Source organism: Halorientalis pallida (assembly GCF_004118325.1).
GTDB lineage: Archaea > Halobacteriota > Halobacteria > Halobacteriales > Haloarculaceae > Halorientalis > Halorientalis pallida.
The window spans coordinates 88,130-106,307 of the sequence record NZ_RDFA01000001.1 but is presented as its reverse complement, the minus strand read 5'-3'; the positions used below and the strand labels follow the sequence as shown (position 1 = coordinate 106,307).

At 64.6% G+C, this 18,178-nt stretch carries 25 protein-coding genes; 18 read left to right on the top strand and 7 right to left on the bottom strand.

Annotation, left to right across the window (positions count from 1 at the left end):
- Nucleotides 1–50 precede the first annotated feature (50 nt).
- From cofD to asd, 7 genes are all read left to right on the top strand, one after another.
- Nucleotides 51–1,043: a 2-phospho-L-lactate transferase gene (gene cofD / locus EAF64_RS00640; RefSeq protein WP_129067053.1), complete on the top strand. Its 993-nt coding sequence runs from the start codon at nt 51–53 to the stop codon at nt 1,041–1,043.
- Complete coding sequence (locus EAF64_RS00635) at nt 1,040–1,804, top strand: tRNA-dihydrouridine synthase (protein ID WP_129067052.1); 765 nt, start codon at nt 1,040–1,042, stop codon at nt 1,802–1,804. Before cofD ends, EAF64_RS00635 begins: the two co-directional genes overlap by 4 nt.
- Complete coding sequence (locus tag EAF64_RS00630) at nt 1,801–2,691, top strand: triphosphoribosyl-dephospho-CoA synthase (RefSeq protein WP_129067051.1); 891 nt, start codon at nt 1,801–1,803, stop codon at nt 2,689–2,691. Before EAF64_RS00635 ends, EAF64_RS00630 begins: the two co-directional genes overlap by 4 nt.
- On the top strand, nt 2,688–3,179 hold the full coding sequence (locus tag EAF64_RS00625; RefSeq protein WP_129067050.1) for a hypothetical protein: 492 nt from the start codon (nt 2,688–2,690) through the stop codon (nt 3,177–3,179). The genes EAF64_RS00630 and EAF64_RS00625 overlap by 4 nt, the downstream gene beginning before the upstream one ends.
- On the top strand, nt 3,172–3,765 hold the full coding sequence (locus tag EAF64_RS00620) for a DUF447 domain-containing protein (protein ID WP_129067049.1): 594 nt from the start codon (nt 3,172–3,174) through the stop codon (nt 3,763–3,765). Before EAF64_RS00625 ends, EAF64_RS00620 begins: the two co-directional genes overlap by 8 nt.
- A gap of 78 nt (nt 3,766–3,843) precedes the next feature.
- Nucleotides 3,844–4,035 carry a 30S ribosomal protein S17e gene (locus EAF64_RS00615; RefSeq protein WP_129067048.1) on the top strand — a complete coding sequence of 64 codons (192 nt, stop codon included), beginning with the start codon at nt 3,844–3,846 and terminating at the stop codon, nt 4,033–4,035.
- A 123-nt stretch (nt 4,036–4,158) separates the two neighbouring features.
- The gene (asd, locus tag EAF64_RS00610) at nt 4,159–5,196 is read left to right on the top strand and encodes an aspartate-semialdehyde dehydrogenase (protein ID WP_129067047.1); all 1,038 of its coding nucleotides are present in this window, start codon (nt 4,159–4,161) and stop codon (nt 5,194–5,196) included.
- Nucleotides 5,197–5,445: 249 nt separating this feature from the next.
- Here asd and EAF64_RS00605 read toward each other — a convergent pair whose 3' ends face one another.
- Both EAF64_RS00605 and EAF64_RS00600 read right to left on the bottom strand, forming a co-directional pair.
- Complete coding sequence (locus EAF64_RS00605; RefSeq protein WP_129067046.1) at nt 5,446–6,396, bottom strand: ribonucleoside-diphosphate reductase; 951 nt, start codon at nt 6,394–6,396, stop codon at nt 5,446–5,448.
- Nucleotides 6,397–6,456: 60 nt separating this feature from the next.
- Entirely contained in the window at nt 6,457–7,164 is a 708-nt protein-coding gene (locus EAF64_RS00600) for a helix-turn-helix domain-containing protein (RefSeq protein ID WP_129067045.1), read from the bottom strand.
- A 376-nt stretch (nt 7,165–7,540) separates the two neighbouring features.
- On the opposite strand from EAF64_RS00600, the gene EAF64_RS00595 reads away from it, so the two are divergent.
- Nucleotides 7,541–8,284 carry a hypothetical protein gene (locus tag EAF64_RS00595; RefSeq protein ID WP_129067044.1) on the top strand — a complete coding sequence of 248 codons (744 nt, stop codon included), beginning with the start codon at nt 7,541–7,543 and terminating at the stop codon, nt 8,282–8,284.
- A 68-nt stretch (nt 8,285–8,352) separates the two neighbouring features.
- Entirely contained in the window at nt 8,353–8,727 is a 375-nt protein-coding gene (locus EAF64_RS00590; RefSeq protein ID WP_129067043.1) for a VOC family protein, read from the top strand.
- 5 nt (nt 8,728–8,732) lie between these two features.
- On the opposite strand, the gene EAF64_RS00585 is transcribed toward EAF64_RS00590, so the two are convergent.
- A complete protein-coding gene (locus EAF64_RS00585; RefSeq protein ID WP_129067042.1) occupies nt 8,733–9,710 on the bottom strand; it encodes a D-2-hydroxyacid dehydrogenase in 978 nt (325 codons plus the stop codon).
- A 209-nt stretch (nt 9,711–9,919) separates the two neighbouring features.
- On the opposite strand from EAF64_RS00585, the gene EAF64_RS00580 reads away from it, so the two are divergent.
- Both EAF64_RS00580 and EAF64_RS00575 read left to right on the top strand, forming a co-directional pair.
- On the top strand, nt 9,920–10,507 hold the full coding sequence (locus tag EAF64_RS00580; RefSeq protein ID WP_129067041.1) for a hypothetical protein: 588 nt from the start codon (nt 9,920–9,922) through the stop codon (nt 10,505–10,507).
- 36 nt (nt 10,508–10,543) lie between these two features.
- Nucleotides 10,544–11,908: an NAD(P)/FAD-dependent oxidoreductase gene (locus tag EAF64_RS00575; protein ID WP_129067040.1), complete on the top strand. Its 1,365-nt coding sequence runs from the start codon at nt 10,544–10,546 to the stop codon at nt 11,906–11,908.
- 536 nt (nt 11,909–12,444) lie between these two features.
- On the opposite strand, the gene EAF64_RS21270 is transcribed toward EAF64_RS00575, so the two are convergent.
- Complete coding sequence (locus EAF64_RS21270) at nt 12,445–12,852, bottom strand: DUF7344 domain-containing protein (protein ID WP_227738846.1); 408 nt, start codon at nt 12,850–12,852, stop codon at nt 12,445–12,447.
- A 58-nt stretch (nt 12,853–12,910) separates the two neighbouring features.
- Nucleotides 12,911–13,576 carry a helix-turn-helix domain-containing protein gene (locus tag EAF64_RS00565; protein ID WP_129067881.1) on the bottom strand — a complete coding sequence of 222 codons (666 nt, stop codon included), beginning with the start codon at nt 13,574–13,576 and terminating at the stop codon, nt 12,911–12,913.
- Nucleotides 13,577–13,766: 190 nt separating this feature from the next.
- Here EAF64_RS00565 and EAF64_RS00560 point away from each other — a divergent pair, with 190 nt between their 5' ends.
- From EAF64_RS00560 to EAF64_RS00550, 3 genes are all read left to right on the top strand, one after another.
- Nucleotides 13,767–14,411, top strand: coding sequence for a helix-turn-helix domain-containing protein (locus EAF64_RS00560; RefSeq protein ID WP_129067039.1), 645 nt, complete (start codon nt 13,767–13,769; stop codon nt 14,409–14,411).
- An 84-nt stretch (nt 14,412–14,495) separates the two neighbouring features.
- A complete protein-coding gene (locus tag EAF64_RS21700; protein ID WP_129067038.1) occupies nt 14,496–14,852 on the top strand; it encodes a HalOD1 output domain-containing protein in 357 nt (118 codons plus the stop codon).
- A complete protein-coding gene (locus tag EAF64_RS00550) occupies nt 14,842–15,027 on the top strand; it encodes a hypothetical protein (RefSeq protein WP_129067037.1) in 186 nt (61 codons plus the stop codon). Before EAF64_RS21700 ends, EAF64_RS00550 begins: the two co-directional genes overlap by 11 nt.
- A gap of 382 nt (nt 15,028–15,409) precedes the next feature.
- Here the strand turns inward: EAF64_RS00550 and EAF64_RS00545 are convergent, their stop codons facing one another.
- Nucleotides 15,410–15,739 carry a hypothetical protein gene (locus tag EAF64_RS00545; protein ID WP_129067036.1) on the bottom strand — a complete coding sequence of 110 codons (330 nt, stop codon included), beginning with the start codon at nt 15,737–15,739 and terminating at the stop codon, nt 15,410–15,412.
- 3 nt (nt 15,740–15,742) lie between these two features.
- A complete protein-coding gene (locus EAF64_RS00540; RefSeq protein ID WP_129067035.1) occupies nt 15,743–16,117 on the bottom strand; it encodes a helix-turn-helix transcriptional regulator in 375 nt (124 codons plus the stop codon).
- Between the two features lie 177 nt (nt 16,118–16,294).
- Between EAF64_RS00540 and EAF64_RS00535 the strand changes: the two genes are divergently transcribed.
- The 4 genes from EAF64_RS00535 to EAF64_RS00525 all read left to right on the top strand — a co-directional run bounded on the left by EAF64_RS00535 (nt 16,295) and on the right by EAF64_RS00525 (nt 18,038).
- On the top strand, nt 16,295–16,783 hold the full coding sequence (locus EAF64_RS00535) for a type II toxin-antitoxin system death-on-curing family toxin (RefSeq protein ID WP_129067034.1): 489 nt from the start codon (nt 16,295–16,297) through the stop codon (nt 16,781–16,783).
- 25 nt (nt 16,784–16,808) lie between these two features.
- A complete protein-coding gene (locus tag EAF64_RS20685; protein ID WP_193767523.1) occupies nt 16,809–16,949 on the top strand; it encodes a hypothetical protein in 141 nt (46 codons plus the stop codon).
- Between the two features lie 401 nt (nt 16,950–17,350).
- The gene (locus tag EAF64_RS00530; RefSeq protein ID WP_129067033.1) at nt 17,351–17,707 is read left to right on the top strand and encodes a MarR family transcriptional regulator; all 357 of its coding nucleotides are present in this window, start codon (nt 17,351–17,353) and stop codon (nt 17,705–17,707) included.
- A gap of 1 nt (nt 17,708) precedes the next feature.
- The gene (locus EAF64_RS00525; RefSeq protein ID WP_129067032.1) at nt 17,709–18,038 is read left to right on the top strand and encodes a type II toxin-antitoxin system PemK/MazF family toxin; all 330 of its coding nucleotides are present in this window, start codon (nt 17,709–17,711) and stop codon (nt 18,036–18,038) included.
- Nucleotides 18,039–18,178 lie beyond the last annotated feature (140 nt).

The following is an 18,178-nucleotide window of genomic DNA, read 5'->3' as shown; positions in this document are numbered from 1 at the left end:
GCGGTTGCCCCTGGCGAAAGGATTTACCGCGCCGCTTCCCGACCACCGGTATGGTCACGTTTCTCTCCGGAGGCACGGGCACGCCGAAACTCCTCCGGGGCGCGGACGACGTCTTCCCGCCGGCCGAGGCGACCGTCGTCTGTAACACCGGCGACGACGTGGAACTCGGCGGGCACCTGGTCTGTCCCGACGTGGACACCGTCCTCTTTCTCGGCGGCGACGAACTCGACCTCGATACGTGGTGGGGCATCGCCGACGACTCCACAGTGACGGACGACGAACTCCACCGACTGGCCGACGCTGCGGGCCTCGACGACGGCCCCCGATACCTCTCCGACGAGCGTCAGACCGCCGGCCGGGAGATCGCCCGCTGGCGGCGGTTCTCCGGCGTCGCGGAGTTCATGTTTATCGGCGACCGCGACCGCGCCGTCCACCTGACGCGGACGAGCATGCTGGACGAGGGTCACTCGCTCACCGCGGTCACGCGAACGCTCGCCGACGCCTTCGACACCCCCTGGACGGTCCTGCCGATGAGCGACGACCCCGTGGCGAGCATCGTCCACACCCCCGACGGGCCGATGCACTTCCAGGAGTTCTGGGTGGGTCGGGAGGGCGAACCGGCCGTCGAGTCCGTCGAGTTTCGCGGCGGTGCGGACGCCACCGCGACCGACGCCGTGCTGACCGCCCTCGAGGACCCGGTCGTCGTCGGCCCTTCGAACCCCGTCACCAGCATCGGGCCGATGCGCGCCGTCGAGGGTATCGAAGCCGCACTGTGGGAGACACCGGTCGTCGCCGTCTCGCCGTTCGTCGAGGATCGGGTCTTCTCCGGGCCGGCCGCGAAACTGCTGGCCGCCGATGGGTACGAGCCCGCGACGGCCGGCGTCGCCGCGGCCTACGACTTCGCGGACGCGTTCGTCCTCGACGACGAGGACGGCACCGACCTCGACCGACCGGTCGTCCGGACCGACACGCGACTGGACACCGAGGCCGACGCCGAGCGCGTTGCTCAGGCCTGTGCGGAGGCGCTGGAGGTGGTGTCGTGACGAGCGACCCGCTCGATTTCCGGCCACGCGTCGCGCTGGCGAGCCTCAGCGGCGAGGCCGACGCCGACTGGGCTCGTGCCGCCAGCGAGTACGCCGGCGCGGCCGTCCTCGGGGGGATCGCGCTGGACGAACCCACCCGCGAGGCCGCCCGCGAACTCGTCGCCCGCGACCGATCCGAGTTCCTCCCCGCCGATCCCGTCGCGTTCGTCGACGCGCAACTGGCAGGGCTGGACGACGTGCCGATCCGGGCGGGGTTCAACGTCCGCACCACCGACCTCGAACCGCTCCGGGCGGTCGCCGTCGTCTGTCGCGACCGGGACGCCTTCGTCGAGATCAACGCTCACTGCCGACAGGACGAGATGTGCGCGGCGGGTGCCGGCGAGACGCTGCTCCGGGATACAGGTCGGCTGTGTGAACAGGTCGAAACGGCGGCCGAGACCGGCGCGACGGTGAGTGTCAAGCTCCGGACCGAGGTCCGGGGAGTCGATCTTCCGTCGCTGGCCGAGCGTCTCGAATCCGCGGGGGCCGACGCCGTCCACGTCGACGCGATGGATTCCGAGTCCGTCGTCGGCGACGTTGCGGCGGCGACGGATCTCTTCGTGATCGCCAACAACGAGGTCCGGGACGAGGCGAGCGTCCGGGAGTACCTGCGGTACGGCGCGGACGCGGTGAGCGTCGGTCGTCCGAGCGTCGAGCCGGCCGTCCTCGAACGCGTCCGCGACGCCACGACGGCGTGGTTCGCCGAGGGGGTCGAGCCGTGAACGACGCTCCGAGCGACCGCGACGGACCCGGGACGCACGTCGAACCGCCGCCCGAACGCACCGTCGTCGACGACGCCCAGCTCGCGCTCCTGCTGGAGGTGACGGGGACGCCCAAACCCGGCAACGTCGACCGCGCCCACGACTACGACGACCTGCGGTTCGAGCACTTCCTGGCCGGCGGCGTCGGCGCACGGCCCGGCCTCGAACTGGCCGCCGACGGCGACCGGCTGGGTCGAGCCTTCGAGCGCGCCGTCGCGGGAATGAGCCAGCAGCGGGCCGGTAACACGCAGTTCGGTGCGTTGCTCGTGCTCGTGCCGCTGGTCAGAGCGGCTTCGGAGGGCGACCTCACCGGCGAGCGAGCCGGCGACCTGGCGGCCGCGACGACGGTCGCGGACGCCGCCGACTTCTACCGGGCCTTCGAACACGTGGACGTGGCCGTCGAAGACCCGCCCGAGGGCACGGACGCGCTGGACGTGCGCCGCGGTGCCGACGCCGTTCCCGACCTCGAAGACCGGGGCGTGACGCTGCAGGACGTGATGGTCGAGTCCACCGAAATCGACGGCATCGCCCGCGAGTGGACCGGCGAGTTCGCGCGCTCGTTCGACGCGGCCGACCGACTGCTCGACCTCGACGGACCGGTCCCGGATCGAACGTCACAGGTGTTCCTGGAACTGCTGGCCGAGGAACCCGACACGTTCGTCGTCACCCAGCACGACCGCGAGACGGCCGAGCAGGCGACCGAGCGGGCGGCCGCCGCGCTCGCCGGGAACGCGGATCCGTGGGCACTGGCCAACGAGTTCGTCGCCGAGGGGATCAACCCCGGGACGACCGCCGACCTGACCGCCGCCGCGCTGTTCGTCGCGCTCGAACGGGGGCTGGAGATATGAGCGACGACGACGGCGAGCGGGAGTGGCCCGACCCACCGGGGAGCCCCGGCCAGTCAGAGGACGCCGACGGCGGTCGCCTCCCGATCCGCGCGGAGAGCGGAGCGCTGGCGATCGGTGCCGGCGTCACGGTGGCGGTCATAGGGTACGCGGCCATCGCACTGCTCACGGGGATCGAACGATCGGCGACGCTCTCGACCGTGTTGCGCCCGGGCGCGCTCGGATTGTATCCGGGTGCCGTGGTGGCGGGCTGGATCGACGGCGGGTCGCTCCGCCGGAGCGCCGACACCGGCTTCAGGGCCGTCTTCGTCGGGACGACGCTGGCCCAGGGCGCGCTCTTCCTGCAGGCCGACGCGCCTCCGACATTCCTCCTGCTCGGGCTCATGGGCATCGCCGTCACGTACGCGGTGCCGGCGACGCTGTTCGGGGCCCTCGGCGGTGCGCTGCGGCGCTGGTACGAGCGCGACCCGGAGGTGGACCTCGATGTCTGAGGACTGGCCCGTGGACCTCCGTGGTGTCACCGAGTCAGTCGTCACGACGCTCGGCCCGAACGACCGCTGGAACGTCGCCGCGCTGGGTCTGCACGCGCCCGACGGCGACGGCGCGGACGACGACCCCGTCACTGCCCGCACCTGGGGCCGCACCCGGACCTGGCGGAACTTCCGGGAGCGCGGCGAGGGGTACGTCCAGTTCACGACCGATCCCGTGACCTTCGCCGAGGCCGCGATGACCGTCCGCGAGGAGGCCGATCCGGTCCTCCCGAGCGCCGACGCGTGGGCGCGCGTCACCGTCGAGCGGCTCGACGCGGGCGAGGACGGCGACACGCAGTGGGTCGAGTGGGCGCTCCACCCGGCCGAGACCGCCGTCGAGCGCGAGACGGTCCCGACGACGAACCGGGGGTACTACGCCGTGGTCGAGGCGACCGTGGCGGCGTCCCGGCTGGACGTGCCAGCCTACGACCGGGCGGAACTGGCGTCGCGACTCGACTACTTCGCCGACGTCGTGGCGCGCTGTGGCGGCCAACGCGAACGGACGGCGATGGACGTGGTTCGGGACAACTCGCCGTGGGGCGGCTGACCGGGACCGGCCTCCGGTGGCCCGACCGGGTCGCCTTTCGAACCCTTTTTCAGAGTTGGGCCAGCACGTACGACCAACATGGCAATCAAACCGGCCTACGTCAAGAAGACGGGGACGATCCTGATGGAGCGATACCCGAAGGCCTTCGGACACGACTTCGAGCACAACAAGGAACTGGTCACGGAACTCACCAATATCGAGTCCAAGGGCGTCCGCAACCGCATCGCGGGCTACATCACCCGCAAGGAAGGCGCCGAAGTCCCCGCGTAATCTCGGTCTCTCTCTCGATTTGCCCGACCGTCGAGTCACGACGCCGCCGGTTCCGACGGGCGCGCCGTCGGCGACGGGTATCCAAACCGTTTTGAGGTGGCCCGGTCGTAGCTGTGGGTACCAATGACAGTACGCGTAGGCGTTCTCGGCGCGACCGGCGCAGTCGGACAGCGACTCATCCAGCAGATCGATCCCCACCCCGACTTCGAGCTGGCGGCCCTGACCGCCTCCAGCGCGAGCGCGGGCAAGTCCTACCGCGAGGCCGCCAAGTGGCGCGTCGACAGCCCCATCCCGGCGGACGTGGCCGACACGACCGTCGTCGCGACCGACCCCGACGAGGTCCCCGACGACGTGGACCTCCTCTTCTCCTCGCTCCCCTCCAGCGTCGGCGAAGAGGTCGAACCCGCGTTCGTCGAGGCCGGCTACGTCATGTCCTCGAACTCCTCGAACTTCCGGACCGACGAGGACGTGCCGCTCACCATCCCCGAGGTCAACGCCGACCACCTCGGCCTCATCGAGGTCCAGCGCGACGAACGCGGCTGGGACGGTGCGCTCGTCAAGAACCCCAACTGCTCGACGATCACCATGGTCCCGCCGCTGGCTGCCCTCGACGAGGCCTTCGGCCTGACCGACGTGCGCGTCTCCACCCTGCAGGCCGTCTCCGGCGCGGGCTACTCCGGCGTCACTTCCATGGAGATCATCGACAACGCTATCCCCCACATCGGAGGCGAGGAGAAGAAGATGGAGACCGAGAGTCGGAAACTGCTCGGCGAGTTCGACGGGGCCGAGGTCCACTGGAACGACGCCGAGGTCGCCGCCTCGTGTAACCGCATTCCGACGCTGGACGGCCACCTCGAGAACGTCTGGGCCGACACCGCCGAGGACGTGACCGTCGAAGACGCCGCCGAGGCCCTGCGCGAGTACCCCAGCATCGATCTGCCGTCCTCGCCCGACCAGCTCATCAAAGTCTTCGAGGACCCCGACCGCCCCCAGCCCCGCCTCGACCGCAACCAGAGCGACGGTATGGGCATCTCGGTCGGCGGCCTCCAAGAGACCGCCGACGGCCTCCAGTTCAACTGCCTCGCCCACAACACCATCCGCGGCGCGGCCGGCGCGTCCGTGCTGAACGGCGAACTGCTGCTGGAAGAAGGCTACATCTGACCACTTTTTCATCGAGGGGGTGCGCTGAGCGCACCCGCTCGATCAACAACTTGGTTCCCGCGAGCGGAGCGAGTGGGAGCTCGGAAGACTCGCAGAGCGAGTCTTCCGGTGGGAAAAAGGCCGCGAGCGCGCCGTCAGCGCGCTCGCGGATGCTGCGCTGGCTCTCACAACACTGCAAAACCGCCCCGCTACCGCAAAACCAACCCGCGCGCGACCACGGACCACACCGCAAACCGCCCAGTACCCCGCTCAGTCCGCCGCCGCCTCGCCGTCGCCTTCGATCTTCACGAGTTCGTCGACCGGCGGAATCTCCGCGTCCTGCTCGGTGAGGATCTCGACTCGGCGGCTGAGTTTGTCCCGCGAGTACTCGATGACGGGAATCGGATTCGTCGCCTCACCCCGTGAGGAGTGTCGGACGATGCCCGCGACCAGCGGCATCAGGTCCTGGAGCGTGTTCTGGACGACTTCGGCGTCGACGCCCTCCTCGTGGATCAGCGTCCGGACCTCCTGCATCCCGAACCCGACGTGGCGGCCCTCGTCGCTCCGGATGCGCGTGATTCCCTCCACGAGCCCCGCCATGTGTGGGAACTCCCGGACCGCGACCTCGTCCGAGCCCTGGTTCGAGAAGGCGGACTGGATACCGTAGTAGCCAGTCTGGGCCAGCACGCTCTCGACGACGAGGTGGTAGTGACAGTACGCCTTCGCGCGGTTCTCCGGCGTGTCGGCCTCCAGCAACCGCTCCATGGCCGCCTCGTTTCGGTCGAACAGTTCCACGTAGTCGTCGTTGAAGAACCGCTGGTCGGTCGGTCTGGTCACGTCGAAGCCCAGTTCCTCCTCGACTGGGTTGACCACCTCGCGCCAGTAACGGTCGAAAAACTGCGTGTGTTTGGCCTCCTCGTAGATCTGACTGGAGACGAACATCTGCTTGTTGATGTCCTCGAGGACCATCCCGAGGGGCATCAGGTCCTCCGTGACGGCTTCCTCGCCCGCGCCGAACAGCGCCAGCGTCGTCCGGAGCCCCTCGAACTCTTCCTCGGTCGGTTCGTCCTCGATGAACTTCCGGCGGTCGGCCTCGATGTCGTCCTGCGGAATATCGCCGTACGGGTCCCAGTGTCGATAGACGGCGTTCTTGAAATAGCCCTGGGCGAACGAGTCCGGATCGAGTCGCATGTCGCGGCTGGTGTCTTCGACCTGTGTCATGGTGTCTCGAACCATACCCTGGACCCAGTCAAGTGTCCTTCGCCCCAACCAGCAGGTGTTTTAAGTACTACCGAGCGGCCGCATCGACTCCCGCGCGGTCGTGTCGTAGCCCGCCGGGACGATCTCGGTCACGAACTGGCTCTCGATGGCCTGCAGGTGTTCCGCGACGGTCCCGGCCGAGCAGTCGAGTTCGGCGGCGATCTCCTCACAGGTCACTTCCCGTGGTATCTCGTAGTAGCCTTTCTCGACCGCCTCCCGAACGACCTCGCGCTTGCGCTCGGTGAGACCCGAGAACAGCGTCTTGCTCTCCGGGTCGTAGGTCCCGATCCGGAGCAGGTCGACGGAGACGCCCCCGGGGATCACGTCGATCATCTCCCGGAGGGCTGCCTCCTCGGCGATCAGCGTGAGCTTGAGACTCGACTGTGCGGGGTCGACGAACTCCAGCGGGTACTCCGGCAGGACGGCGAACTCCTCCAGCAAGGTCAACAGTGAGTCCACTAACTCGGTCGGATGGAAGTGACAGCGGAGCAGCTTCCCGTCATCCGTGTCGGTGAGCTGATAGTCGATCATGTCGTCTTCGGTCTCGCCGAGTGCGTCGAGGATGCTCTCGGTCGGTCCGTTCAACTCGTTGAGTAGCACGACTGTTCCGTCAGCTAGCAGCGTGATGTTCCGAATCGCGACCATCGTCACGTCGTGGTCGCGGAACGCAGCTTCTTTCGGATGGAACCACCCCCGGTCCGGCGTCAGCACGAACGTCCCGTACCTCATGTTCTATTAGGCGAAATCCTACGTGATAATGGTTCGCATTGACAGTCCGATGCGACCGGGCAGTTCCTCTGCGATCCTGACAGGCCAGCGACCGGTCGGTTGGGGGTAGACCGAGACTGTCACGTCCCGGACCGGTCGGCACCGCCAGCGCGTGCGGGGACGGGAATAACCTCCTGATACCGGAACCGATAGTTCGCGCTTAGTGGCCGGCGATTGGCTCGCTGGACGCCGAACCGCCGTCTCGCGGTCGTCGATTCGCGGTCCGTCGATCACTGGACCCTCTCCGATAAGACACGACTGTGATCAACGTACTGTCGGGCTTCCAGCGTGAATCGTCATGGTGGTTTATCGGCCTGCTCGTGGTGGTCGGCCGACGATGCAGTGGTACCATCCCGTGTCGTTGCTAGTCGCACTGGTCGCTGTCACCGCCGCCGTCCACCCCGTGGTGACAGACCACGGCCCCGACTCCGTCGACGCTGCCACCGTTCCCACCGCCGGCGCGACGGAGGCACAGACCAACCGGTCGGTCGGGGCCGTCGATACCGTGGACCTCACGGCCCCGGATCGGGCCCGGATCGGGACCACGGTCCGCGTCGAGGGGGTGCTGGAGAACGCGGGCTCCGAACCCGCCACGCGGACCGTCCAGTTCGTTATGGCCGGGAGTCGCTACGCGCGACGGGAGGTGACGCTGGACCCCGGCGAACGTCGGACGCTCACCTTCGAGCAGAACACGATGGGGATCGGGCTAGAACCCGGGCAGTACTACACCGGCGTGCTGGTGGGTGACCGCGGAGAGATGACGCCGCTCACGCTGACCAGAGGCTTCGACATCGACGAGATCGACGCGCCCGAGTCGGTCGAAGTCGGCGAGACGTTCACTATCACCGCGTCGGTAAAGAACTACGACGACTTCGAAGACCGACAGCGAATCGAGTACCGCCTCGACGGCGAGGTCCTCGCGGCGACACCGCTGATCCTCGACGGCACCGAGGAACGCGAGATCGAGTTGCGCGTCGACACGGACGGGACTAATCCGGGGACCTACGTCCACGGACTCGTCGCCAACGGCACCGGCTCCCACGGCACGATTACCATCGAACCCGCCGACGAGGCGGAGTAGAGGGCCCGCCGAGCCATCCACGTCGATTCACCTGTTTTAAGCCGTCGTCGTGGGAAGGGGCGGACGCGATGGACATCCTGCACACCTGCATGAACGTCTCGGACGCGGACGAACTGGCCGAATGGTACGTCGAGAACCTCGATTTCGAGCGTTCCTGGGAGTTCACGAGCGAGGACGGGACGACACGTAACGTCTACGTCGCCGACGGGAACGGCGTCGAACTCCAGCTGTCCGACACCGAGGGCGAAGACGACTTCGACTTCGGTGACGGCTGGGACCACTTCGCCGTCGTGGTCGACGACGTGGACGCCGCCTTCGCGGAGATCGACCACCACGGCGTCGTCCAGGAGCCGAGCGACCAGCCCGCGGCGGGCGCTCGAACGGCCTTCGTCGAGGACCCCGACGGCCACGTCGTCGAACTGATCGAGCCACTTGCCGACTGACCGCGCTACTCCGGTAGCGTCACTCGGTTTCGCAATTTCTCTGTGTCTCCGGCTACGATTCGCTCGGCGTTTTCTGCCACGATGTCGGCCAGTCGGTCGTGGTACGCGGGCGTGCGTCCGGCGCTGTGGGGCGTGATCTGGACGTTTCCGAAGTTCCAGAGTGGGTGGTCCTCGGGCAGCGGTTCGGGATCGGTCACGTCCAGTGCCGCGCCGCGAATGCCGCCGCTTCGGAGCATCGCGACCAGCGCCTCGGTGTCGACAATCTCGCCGCGAGCGACGTTGACCAGGACCGCGTCGGTCGGGAACGTGTGCAACGCCGCAGCGTCGATCAGTCCCGCCGTCTCCTCGGTCAGCGGACACGCGAGGACGACGTACGCCGAGCGCGCGAGCGCGTCGTGCAGGCCCTCGTAGCCGACGACCTCGTCACAGGGCCCGCCTTTCTCGGGAGAGTGGCGGACCCCGACGATCTCGACGCCGAATGGGGCTAGCCGCTTGGCGATTCCGGTCCCGATGGCGCCCAGGCCGACGACGGTGACGGTGCTGCCGGCCAGTTCGCCGGGGTCGGTGACACGCCACTCCCGCCGTTGCTGTCGTCGCCACGCCTCCTGGAGGCCGCGAGCGAACGTGAGGACGAAGCCGACGGCCTGCTCGGCGACGTTCGGCACGTGGACGCCGCCGGCGGTCGTCACCGCCACGTCGTGGGCAGCGAGTTCGGCGAGTGGCAGGTGATCGTACCCGGCGTACGCACAGGCGAACAGTTCCAGCCCGGATGCGTCGGCCAGCAGGTCGGGAGTGACGGCCGGCCCGACCAGTACCGTCGCGTCGGCCACCCGCTCCCGAGGTGGATCGGGTGTCGTCGCCGCTCCGACCCGCCAGTCCGGAAGGCGGTCACGCAGCGCGGTCGCGAGGTCGGCTGGCGGCAGGCCGTTGAACTTCTCGCCGAGGACCAGCAGGTCCCGGCTCGGTTCGTCCGGTCGCGTCATGGTCGGGCTGGCGGTACGGGCGGGGAAAAGTCTGGGGGCGACGGGCCCGCCAGTACCGTCGTCGACTGCGCACAGACACCCGACTTCGGATTCGAGCGGTTCCGGGACCGGAGCCGACTCCACTCCAGTAGTATTCGGGCCTGCTGAACTGAACGAAACGGAACGAACGGTCGTCCTATTTGATTTGATCTCCCTGTGGTGTCGGAAATATGAACACGTGGGGAAACCGCGTCGTACTCGTCGCCGTGGAAGACGGGTCGCGACGGCGAACGTACCGAGAGTGGCTCGGTGAGGAGCACAACGTCTGGACTGCCGCGAACAGACTCGACGTCTACGAGAAGGTCGGCACCGCCGTGGACGTCGTCCTGGCCGACGGTGGACTGCTGGACCGCGACGGCCTCGGTGCGGGCACGTTCCGGGACGCGACCGACGGGTGTCGAGTCGTCCTGCTCGACGACGGGAGACCGGATGTGGACCCCGACCTGACGATGCCCGAACCCGACCCCGAGCGCCTCGCCACCACGACCGAGCGGCTGTTGGTCGAGACGGCCTGTGAGCGCTTGCTCGCGGAGTCCTGGACCGTGGCCGAGACGAAGGCTCGACTGGAGCGGAAACTCGACGCGACGGCCCGGAACGGCGTCGAGGAGTACCAGATCGCACGCGAGCGATTCCAGGAACTCGACCAGCGGCTCGACGACCTCGTCCAGCAAGCCGACGTCGACTGGCCGGCGCTGTTCGACAACCGTGTGGCCGGCGACGGCGGGGCAGAGCTGACGGCCGGTCGCGCCGTCGAATGAACGGCATTTAACTCCCTTCAGCGCAGGCTACCGGGTATGCAACAGGTGGACGTGGCGATCGTCGGCGGCGGCCCGGCCGGGTCGTCGGCTGCGTACGAGGCCGCGGTGCAGGGCGCCGAGACGGTCGTCGTCGAGAAGGGGGTTCCGCGAGCGGACCGGGAGGGACTGGGGCCCGATTCGACCGACGCCGCCGGGATGCTCGACTACTGGGTCGACATCATGGACTTTCGGCCCGAAGAGATACCCGACGATGTCATCCTCAGCGACCTCGACGGTGCTTCCTTCATCGGCCCCAGCGAGTCGGTCACGATCCGCGATACCGGCATCGACGCCAGTTATCCGGAGTTCGGCTTCGCCTTCCATCGCGCCCGGTTCGACGACTGGCTCCGCGAGCGGGCCGAGTCCGCCGGCGCGACCTACCGGATCGGCACGTCGGTCTCGGACGTGATCACCGACATGACCGGCGGGCACACCCACGAGGTCGAACTCTCCGACGGCGAGAACGTGGAAGCGCGCTACCTGCTCCTCGCCGACGGCCCCCAGCGGACCGTCACGACCGACGCCGTCGACCAGTTCCTCCCCCACGACCACAGCGTCCGTGACTACCTCGACTCGAACATCGCGAACCACATCGCCTACCAGGAACACCGCAGGGTCCCCGAGGAGCTGTTCGACGAGGGTCTGCTGAAGTTCTGGTGGGGCGTCATGCCGGGCCACACGGCCTATCCGTGGGTCTTCCCGAACGACGACGACGTCGCTCGCATCGGGCTGACGATGCCCATCGGGATGGACCTCGCGGACGTCGAGAACCCACAGGAGTACGCCCTGCTCGACCCCGACGACGAGCAGATCCCGCCGGGTCGAGTGTACGTCCGTCGCCTGCTCGAACGGGAGTACCCCGAGTACGACATCGAGGAAGACTTCCCGCTGGTCGAAGACCGCGGGAAGCGAAAGGGCACGGAGGCCTACCCGATCTCCTCGACGCGCCCCATCGAGTCCCCGACCGAAGCCGGCGTCGCCGTCGTCGGCGGTGCGATGGGCGCGACCTCCGCGTTCCACGAGGGCGGCGATCACGTGGCCGTCCGGACCGGGAAGATCGCCGGCCAGCTCGCCGGCCAGGGCCGGCTCGACCGCTACAACCGGGAGTGGAAACGCGCTATCGGCGAGGAGGTCCGGCGCAACGTCGCGCTGGCGGACATGGTACGGGGCTGGGAACCCGGCGACTGGGACGACACCTTCCGGCTGGTGGACAACATGATGAACCGCGGCGAGTACTCGCCGTCCCAGGCGCTCGGATCGGGCCTGAGCGGCATCCGACTGGTCGCGGAGTACAAACTCCGGAAGCTGAGCCTCGGCTCCGGGCGCTACGTCCAGTTGCGACAGGACGACTACCTCTTTTAGCGCGACAGCCTCTTACCGGACCGTCGTCTATCACCGCCCGCGTGCCTCTAGTCCCCGCCCGAGCATACCCGTCAGGGCGCGATGACCGCGCGGAGAACCCGGGCACGCGACAGACGCCTGGCGGCACGTCACGCCGCCTCGTAGTTCGGGGACTCTGACGAGTCCCCCGCGCTCGCGGTTCACACCGCTCGCGTAACTGGAGGCTCTGACGAGCCACCCACCCGGCACGAGGGTTTCCCGGCTGACAGGGCACACCGCCCCGGATGACGTCGGTCGTTAGTGTTCCGGGTGTACATTTCTGGAAAGTATGGATATTATTCACAAATAATTCATAGCGACCGCGTTCCCTGGTGTGGCGTCTTCAACGTTCAGTACGTTTCGATTGCTGCATAGAGGGCGCGAATACAGTATCGGACCGACTTTCAATTCGGGTCAGTCGTATCGGTCAGTACAGAGAACGGAGACGACGAACAATCCATATTCGTCCATTAGGGCTGATTTCGGTCGAACGAAGGGGAAGTCGATCCGATATTCTGTCACTCGTGGGCTTCGTACGCCCCGACCGACGCCAGGAGATCTTGTTCCAGTTCACCGCCAACAAACCGGACGTGGCCCGCTTCAGCCTCGTAGTCGATTATCCGAGCCTCCGCCAGTTTCGGAAGATGCGTATGGTGAAGTGCGATTCGGACGCGTTGTTGGTGTTCTTCTGACTCCAGTCTCGGGTCTTCGTCCCGAACCCGGTCTGCAACGCGATCGACGAGCACATCGTATTCCAGTGTCTTCCCGGAAGCGTCGTCCAACGCTGTGAGGGTGGCGCGTCGGTGTTCGTCCGCTACTGCCGACAGAATCGTATCGGGGGAGATCGACCCCTCACGCCCCGAAGAACCGGTATCCTCATCGATTGACTGTATCTCACGCGTTCCCAGCTCTCGACTCTCGTCCATACTCACGTAGCGTCGTCCCATCTGCCTGGCTCTGTTCCATGGTACATAATGGAACCAGTCAGTCCAGTTCCGCTGCTGACTCGGGCGTGAGAAGTGCGTATCTCCCGAACGTCCCAATGCCACGACGCAGTCGCTCCGTCACTGCTTGATCGGAAATTTCGAGTTCGTCAGCTAACTCTGCGGTCGTACACCCTCGTGGAATGTCGTAGTATCCCTTTCGAATGGCGAGCGTCAACGCTTCTCGCTGGGACTCACTCAGGCCGTACCACGGACCGGCCTCAGGGTCCGTCGGATTATATATGCGGGTTAGCTCCAGAGAGATGTGCGCGGCCGCACAGCAGTCCTGGCACTGACTCAATGCCTCGCGGTCTGTGAACCGTATCTCGAAATTCCACCCTTCCGAGGATCCAGTCGCACCCAGTATCTGCCCGTCGTGTTCCATGATGCACTGAAACAGGTGGTCCTGGCTCGCATCCCAGTCGAGCCTGATTAGCGTCCTGTCGTCGAACACGTCCACCTCTGTGACGCTGTTGACAGTTGGATAGCGTTCGACGGTCTCGAGAAAGCCGTCTTCGACCGGTTCGTAGACCCAGAAGAGCGGCACGGTCACGTCCCCACTCGGGACGAGCGTTTCCAGTTCGATGGCCGAGGCTTGCTCCAGACTGAGGATTTGCCCGAGTTCGAAAGCATCGGTTGGGATGCGAACCTCCGTTATCACACTCATGCTCGCTTGTAAGACTAGATTGTCCGGTTGCACAAACCCAGGTGACATGGTGCACCATGGTCATCCGGGTGCCAGGGGGAATCCCGCTCGCAGCGCACACCATCTCGGTCAGCGAGGGTGCGTCGACTCGTCTCGAAGCCATGATACACCACCCCTGCTGGTTATCCGTCTGACAGACGAAGACCTCCGCATGGCGACCGTGATGGAATTTACGAGTCCGGCAGGGGAGTTTCCGCTGGGGAGTGTGTTCGAGAACCTGCCGGGTGTGACCGTCGAACTGGAGCGATTGATTCCACACGAGACGCTGATTATCCCGTACTTCTGGGTGCGTGATGTAGAAACGGAGGATATCGAGGGTGCGTTCGAGGCACATTCCGGCGTGAGCAACATTCGCGTGGTCGATAGCGTCGAAGACGAGTATCTCATGCGTGCCGAGTGGGACTCAGAGTACTTCGGCATCCTGAGTGCGCTTGCCAAGGCCAACGTCGTCGTGCTTTCCGGGATCGGAACGAAAGAGGAATGGCGGTTCGAGGTACGCGGTGAGGGTCAGGAGGCGCTCGCCGAGTTTCGGGAGTACTGCCAGGAAACCGACATTCCGATCGCGATCACCGCCGTCCACGCCATGCTTCCGATCCAGGGAGAGGGCTACGAGTTGACCGAGACCCAACGTGAGGCGCTGGTACTGGCCTACGAACGGGGGTACTTCGAAAGCCCACGCGAGGTGTCGCTCGAAGAGATCGCTGACGAGCTCGGCATTACCCAGCAATCGCTCTCGTCACGCCTTCGACGCGGGCATCGACGCCTCATTGGAGCGACGCTCAGTAGTTCGGAGTGATCGTCCGGAGAGGGCCCTTCTCTTAAACCCTCTGTATAATCAGTATACTTATTGAACCGACTCAGACGGCTAGATTCGGGTGAAATGGACGTAACGGTATCTGGGGTGGGAGTCGAAGCGGTCGAGTACTCTCGGGAATTTGGGGCTGTTCGCACGCAGTTCGATCAGGAGAAGACACCTGCGAGTATGGCTGTTATCGCAACGCTGGCAGATGTAAGAGACACTGATCCGGTTGATCTGACCCCGCTCCATTCCACTGTTGACCCCGACGCGTTAGATGCGCTCGTCCGAGTCCGCAACGGGACGAACGGAGACATTCACGTTACGTTCGCGCACGAGGGGCACGCAATAACCGTACACAGCTACGGTGTGGTCACTATCACACCGGAACACGAACTCACAGCGGACAACCACGAACGGGGGCGGGACGATGACGTCTGAGGAGACCTCGCCTGCGTCGAGGAAAGAATTAAACGCGGAGCTGAAAGCCCTCCTCCGCAGGGCCTACGAGAGTGGAATCGATGTGGAAGGCGGATTCGAATGTCGGAATGGGATCGAACATCCTGACTGGGACGTGATCGTCACCGAAGTCGAAAAGAACGACCATTCGGAGTGAGCGACAAGGAACGGCGAGGGCTGAACTTCGACGAGGTACGTCGGGTTCTTGAACAGTTCGACGACGACCATTACGAGTTCCCTGGCCCTGTAATCGATTTCTGCTGAATGGACGCTTTGGGCTTGCACGACTACTTGAACGACTGTCAGAACTGGCAGAACTCTCAGCCATCGACTCGCATGCATACATAACGGATGCTTCGTCGTTGAGTGTCTGAAACGAACAGTGTTCGGCTGCTGTATCCACCCTCTGTATGCAACAAGCCATTCATATCAAATTCTGGATGGATCCAACAGATCCGCCTCGCCATCTGCCGGTTCCGCTTCCACCGGGCCTACTAGTAGATGCTCGCCCGGTAGTGTTCCGGGTGTACACTTTCGAACTACCGCAGATACGTCTCCAGCGAGTCGACGACCTGATCCACGAACCGATCTGTGACTCGTCCCTGCCACGCGACGAGGTCTTCGCTCCGGGGCGAATGGATCGCCCACGGCGAGACGAACGACTCTCGTGGAACACCGCCCGTTTCCCAGACGTCATTCCCGAGACGAAGCGAGTCGTCGTATTCCTTCGTCGAGATAGCGACGGCGACGTGTTGCTCGTCGGCGAACGGGTGAGAACTGTTGTTCACGACGAGCCACGGTCGCTGGCGATCAGTGCCGAGTTTGAACGGGCCGGTACTCCTGACGACATCGCCGCGTTCCGGCTCCATCGATTACTCGTCCTCGCTCGAATCCTGTTCGCTCGGATGCGGCTGGTCGGGCGCGACAGCGTCCCAGTTCTCCGACTCGATTCCGCCGTCGGCTTCGTCGAGTTGTTCGCTCACGTCGTGCAGATCGTACGCAGCGGCGACCCGCTGTTCGTCCGCCACGGTTGCCCAGTACTGGCCACGGTGACGGACGAGGTCTCGCTCTTTCAGTCGCGTGAGCGCGGTACCGACCGTGTTCGGGTCTTCGTCGATGGCAGTAGCTATCTCCGACCGGGTGAACGCCGCGTCCCGGTGCGTGTGGAGGTACGTAATCACCTGCTCGGGCACACTCGGCCCCTCTGGAAGGTCACCCGATTCGAACTCGTCGATGCTCACGGGCATGCTGCGGATTTAGCGTGCGTACGTAATGAATGTACTGCCGTACTTTGAGTACAGATTCACTAGTAGATCCTCGCCCGATAGTGTTCCGGGTGTACATTTTCGAACTGAGTACCAGTGACGGTCCCGCGAATCCCCGCGTGGAAAGCTACATTTTCTCCCCTCCCGTTGGCGCAGACGATGAGTGATCGGCTCTGGTATCCGTCCGCCGAGGACGTCGTCGATATCCACGACGATATCGTCTCCGAATACCCGGATACCAGCCCTGGCGTCCGGAACCGGGGTAACGTCGAGTTCGCACTTGAGTACGTCGAGGAGGGAAGTTTCGGATCGGTTCCCGAAACGGTTCACGAGAAGGCATTTCACCTGCTTCGGCTTCTCGTCGCCAACCATCCGTTCGTGGACGGAAACAAGCGCACCGCACTCAACGTGGTGGTCGTATTCTATCTGCTCAACGGTTTTCGCTTCGATTACGACGATGAGGTCAGAGAGATACTGGCGAAACTCGGCACTGACGAGAAGGCCGTCGATGAAAACGATGTGCTCGAATATTTCCAAGCACACACGACCGAAGTCGATTTGAATGAAGTGGTCGGACGATGGCGAGGCGACCTCGTCGAGTATGGACTTGATCAGCTATCCGATGAATCATCGGACCCGAACGATTAACCGGATTCGTGGTCAAGAGGTATGCATGGCGACGGAAGAGAAGACGGGCGAACAAACGCCACTCGACGACGTGATGGAGGATATCCGTCGAGAGCTCGTATTGCGTGTCGCCAAGGCTGACCGGGACGACCATCGCGATATCTACGACGCCCTCGAACACGAATAGCGTTATCACGCCCCTCTATTCTCGATTCGCAGAACCCTGAGTTTCACTTCTACCGCGGCTACTAGTAGATTCTCGCCCGGTAGTGTTCCGGATGTACATTTCTGGAAGTTATAGAGATCATTCACCGATAATCCATAGCGACCGCGTTCCCTGGTGTGGCGTGTTCAAATATTATCACCTTGGGATTGCTGAATACATGGCGCGTATTCATCACTGCTTGTGAAGCGAGACCACGGATACAGACCGACCAATACGTGTTTTGGCTTACCACCGGACACTGTCAGGACTGCCATCTGGTTCCTGACCGGAGATATCGTGTCGCGGTGACAGGCCACAGGTAAATTCCGACGACGACAAATTTTATGACGTTCTCAGACAGACACTGACATAGACAGACGCCAATGCCAATCAGGATCGATTCCAGCAAAGAGGACACGCTGCCGATCAAACCCGGCACGAACGCCCACGAACTGCTCACCGTGTTGCTCGACCATCCCGACATGGGGTTCAGTCCGAAGGAACTGACGGAACTAACCGACGTCCCGCATTCCAGTGTCCACAAGACTCTCTCACGGCTCCAGGAGAAGGACCTCGTTCGGAAGGTCGATTCCTACTGGGCTGTGGCCGAGGACGTCGCGGCCTCGGAGATTGCGAACGTGGTGAGCCTCCAGCAGATCGAGGCCGAGTACGGCGAGGACGCCTACGGCGACGATGACGAGTGGGCCGACGACGCACCGGATCTGGGAGAGAACGCGTAGGATGGCCTACGCACAGGGCAGTGTCGTCCTCGCGCCAGCGACGTTCAAAAGTGGGCTACGACCGTATCTCGTCGTGTCGAACCGGAACCGACCGTTCTTTGGCGACCGGTATACGATTGCGGTCGTCACGTCGACCGAGCGAGAGGCGGCAGTCGAACTGCCGGCCGATTCGCTCACGGAGGGCGAACTGAAGACGTATCCGAGCTACGTGAGTCCGTGGTCGCTGCACGTCTTTCCCCACCAAGAGATCACCAAGCGCGTGGCGCAGGCCAACGACGCAACCATGACTGCGGTCGCAGACCGAATTGACGAACTGACCCGGGTTCTTTGAGGAATAGATGCTCTGTATGCAGCAATCCAGGCATATCATCTACTGGTAATATCCAACAGATCCGCCTCGCCATCTGCCGGTTCCGCTTCCACCGGGCCTACTAGTAGATGCTCGCCCGGTAGTGTTCCGGGTGTACATTT

Excerpts from the sequence above, each read along its gene's own strand:
- cofD (WP_129067053.1), top strand. The coding sequence starts at position 51 with ATGGTCACGTTTCTCTCCGGAGGCACGGGCACGCCGAAACTCCTCCGG.
- EAF64_RS00625 (WP_129067050.1), top strand. The coding sequence starts at position 2,688 with ATGAGCGACGACGACGGCGAGCGGGAGTGGCCCGACCCACCGGGGAGC.
- EAF64_RS00620 (WP_129067049.1), top strand. The coding sequence starts at position 3,172 with ATGTCTGAGGACTGGCCCGTGGACCTCCGTGGTGTCACCGAGTCAGTC.
- EAF64_RS00615 (WP_129067048.1), top strand. The coding sequence starts at position 3,844 with ATGGCAATCAAACCGGCCTACGTCAAGAAGACGGGGACGATCCTGATG.
- asd (WP_129067047.1), top strand. The coding sequence starts at position 4,159 with ATGACAGTACGCGTAGGCGTTCTCGGCGCGACCGGCGCAGTCGGACAG.
- EAF64_RS00605 (WP_129067046.1), bottom strand. The coding sequence starts at position 6,396 with ATGACACAGGTCGAAGACACCAGCCGCGACATGCGACTCGATCCGGAC.
- EAF64_RS00600 (WP_129067045.1), bottom strand. The coding sequence starts at position 7,164 with ATGAGGTACGGGACGTTCGTGCTGACGCCGGACCGGGGGTGGTTCCAT.
- EAF64_RS00595 (WP_129067044.1), top strand. The coding sequence starts at position 7,541 with ATGCAGTGGTACCATCCCGTGTCGTTGCTAGTCGCACTGGTCGCTGTC.
- EAF64_RS00590 (WP_129067043.1), top strand. The coding sequence starts at position 8,353 with ATGGACATCCTGCACACCTGCATGAACGTCTCGGACGCGGACGAACTG.
- EAF64_RS00585 (WP_129067042.1), bottom strand. The coding sequence starts at position 9,710 with ATGACGCGACCGGACGAACCGAGCCGGGACCTGCTGGTCCTCGGCGAG.
- EAF64_RS00580 (WP_129067041.1), top strand. The coding sequence starts at position 9,920 with ATGAACACGTGGGGAAACCGCGTCGTACTCGTCGCCGTGGAAGACGGG.
- EAF64_RS00575 (WP_129067040.1), top strand. The coding sequence starts at position 10,544 with ATGCAACAGGTGGACGTGGCGATCGTCGGCGGCGGCCCGGCCGGGTCG.
- EAF64_RS21270 (WP_227738846.1), bottom strand. The coding sequence starts at position 12,852 with ATGGACGAGAGTCGAGAGCTGGGAACGCGTGAGATACAGTCAATCGAT.
- EAF64_RS00565 (WP_129067881.1), bottom strand. The coding sequence starts at position 13,576 with ATGAGTGTGATAACGGAGGTTCGCATCCCAACCGATGCTTTCGAACTC.
- EAF64_RS00560 (WP_129067039.1), top strand. The coding sequence starts at position 13,767 with ATGGCGACCGTGATGGAATTTACGAGTCCGGCAGGGGAGTTTCCGCTG.
- EAF64_RS21700 (WP_129067038.1), top strand. The coding sequence starts at position 14,496 with ATGGACGTAACGGTATCTGGGGTGGGAGTCGAAGCGGTCGAGTACTCT.
- EAF64_RS00550 (WP_129067037.1), top strand. The coding sequence starts at position 14,842 with ATGACGTCTGAGGAGACCTCGCCTGCGTCGAGGAAAGAATTAAACGCG.
- EAF64_RS00545 (WP_129067036.1), bottom strand. The coding sequence starts at position 15,739 with ATGGAGCCGGAACGCGGCGATGTCGTCAGGAGTACCGGCCCGTTCAAA.
- EAF64_RS00540 (WP_129067035.1), bottom strand. The coding sequence starts at position 16,117 with ATGCCCGTGAGCATCGACGAGTTCGAATCGGGTGACCTTCCAGAGGGG.
- EAF64_RS00535 (WP_129067034.1), top strand. The coding sequence starts at position 16,295 with ATGAGTGATCGGCTCTGGTATCCGTCCGCCGAGGACGTCGTCGATATC.
- EAF64_RS20685 (WP_193767523.1), top strand. The coding sequence starts at position 16,809 with ATGGCGACGGAAGAGAAGACGGGCGAACAAACGCCACTCGACGACGTG.
- EAF64_RS00530 (WP_129067033.1), top strand. The coding sequence starts at position 17,351 with ATGCCAATCAGGATCGATTCCAGCAAAGAGGACACGCTGCCGATCAAA.
- EAF64_RS00525 (WP_129067032.1), top strand. The coding sequence starts at position 17,709 with ATGGCCTACGCACAGGGCAGTGTCGTCCTCGCGCCAGCGACGTTCAAA.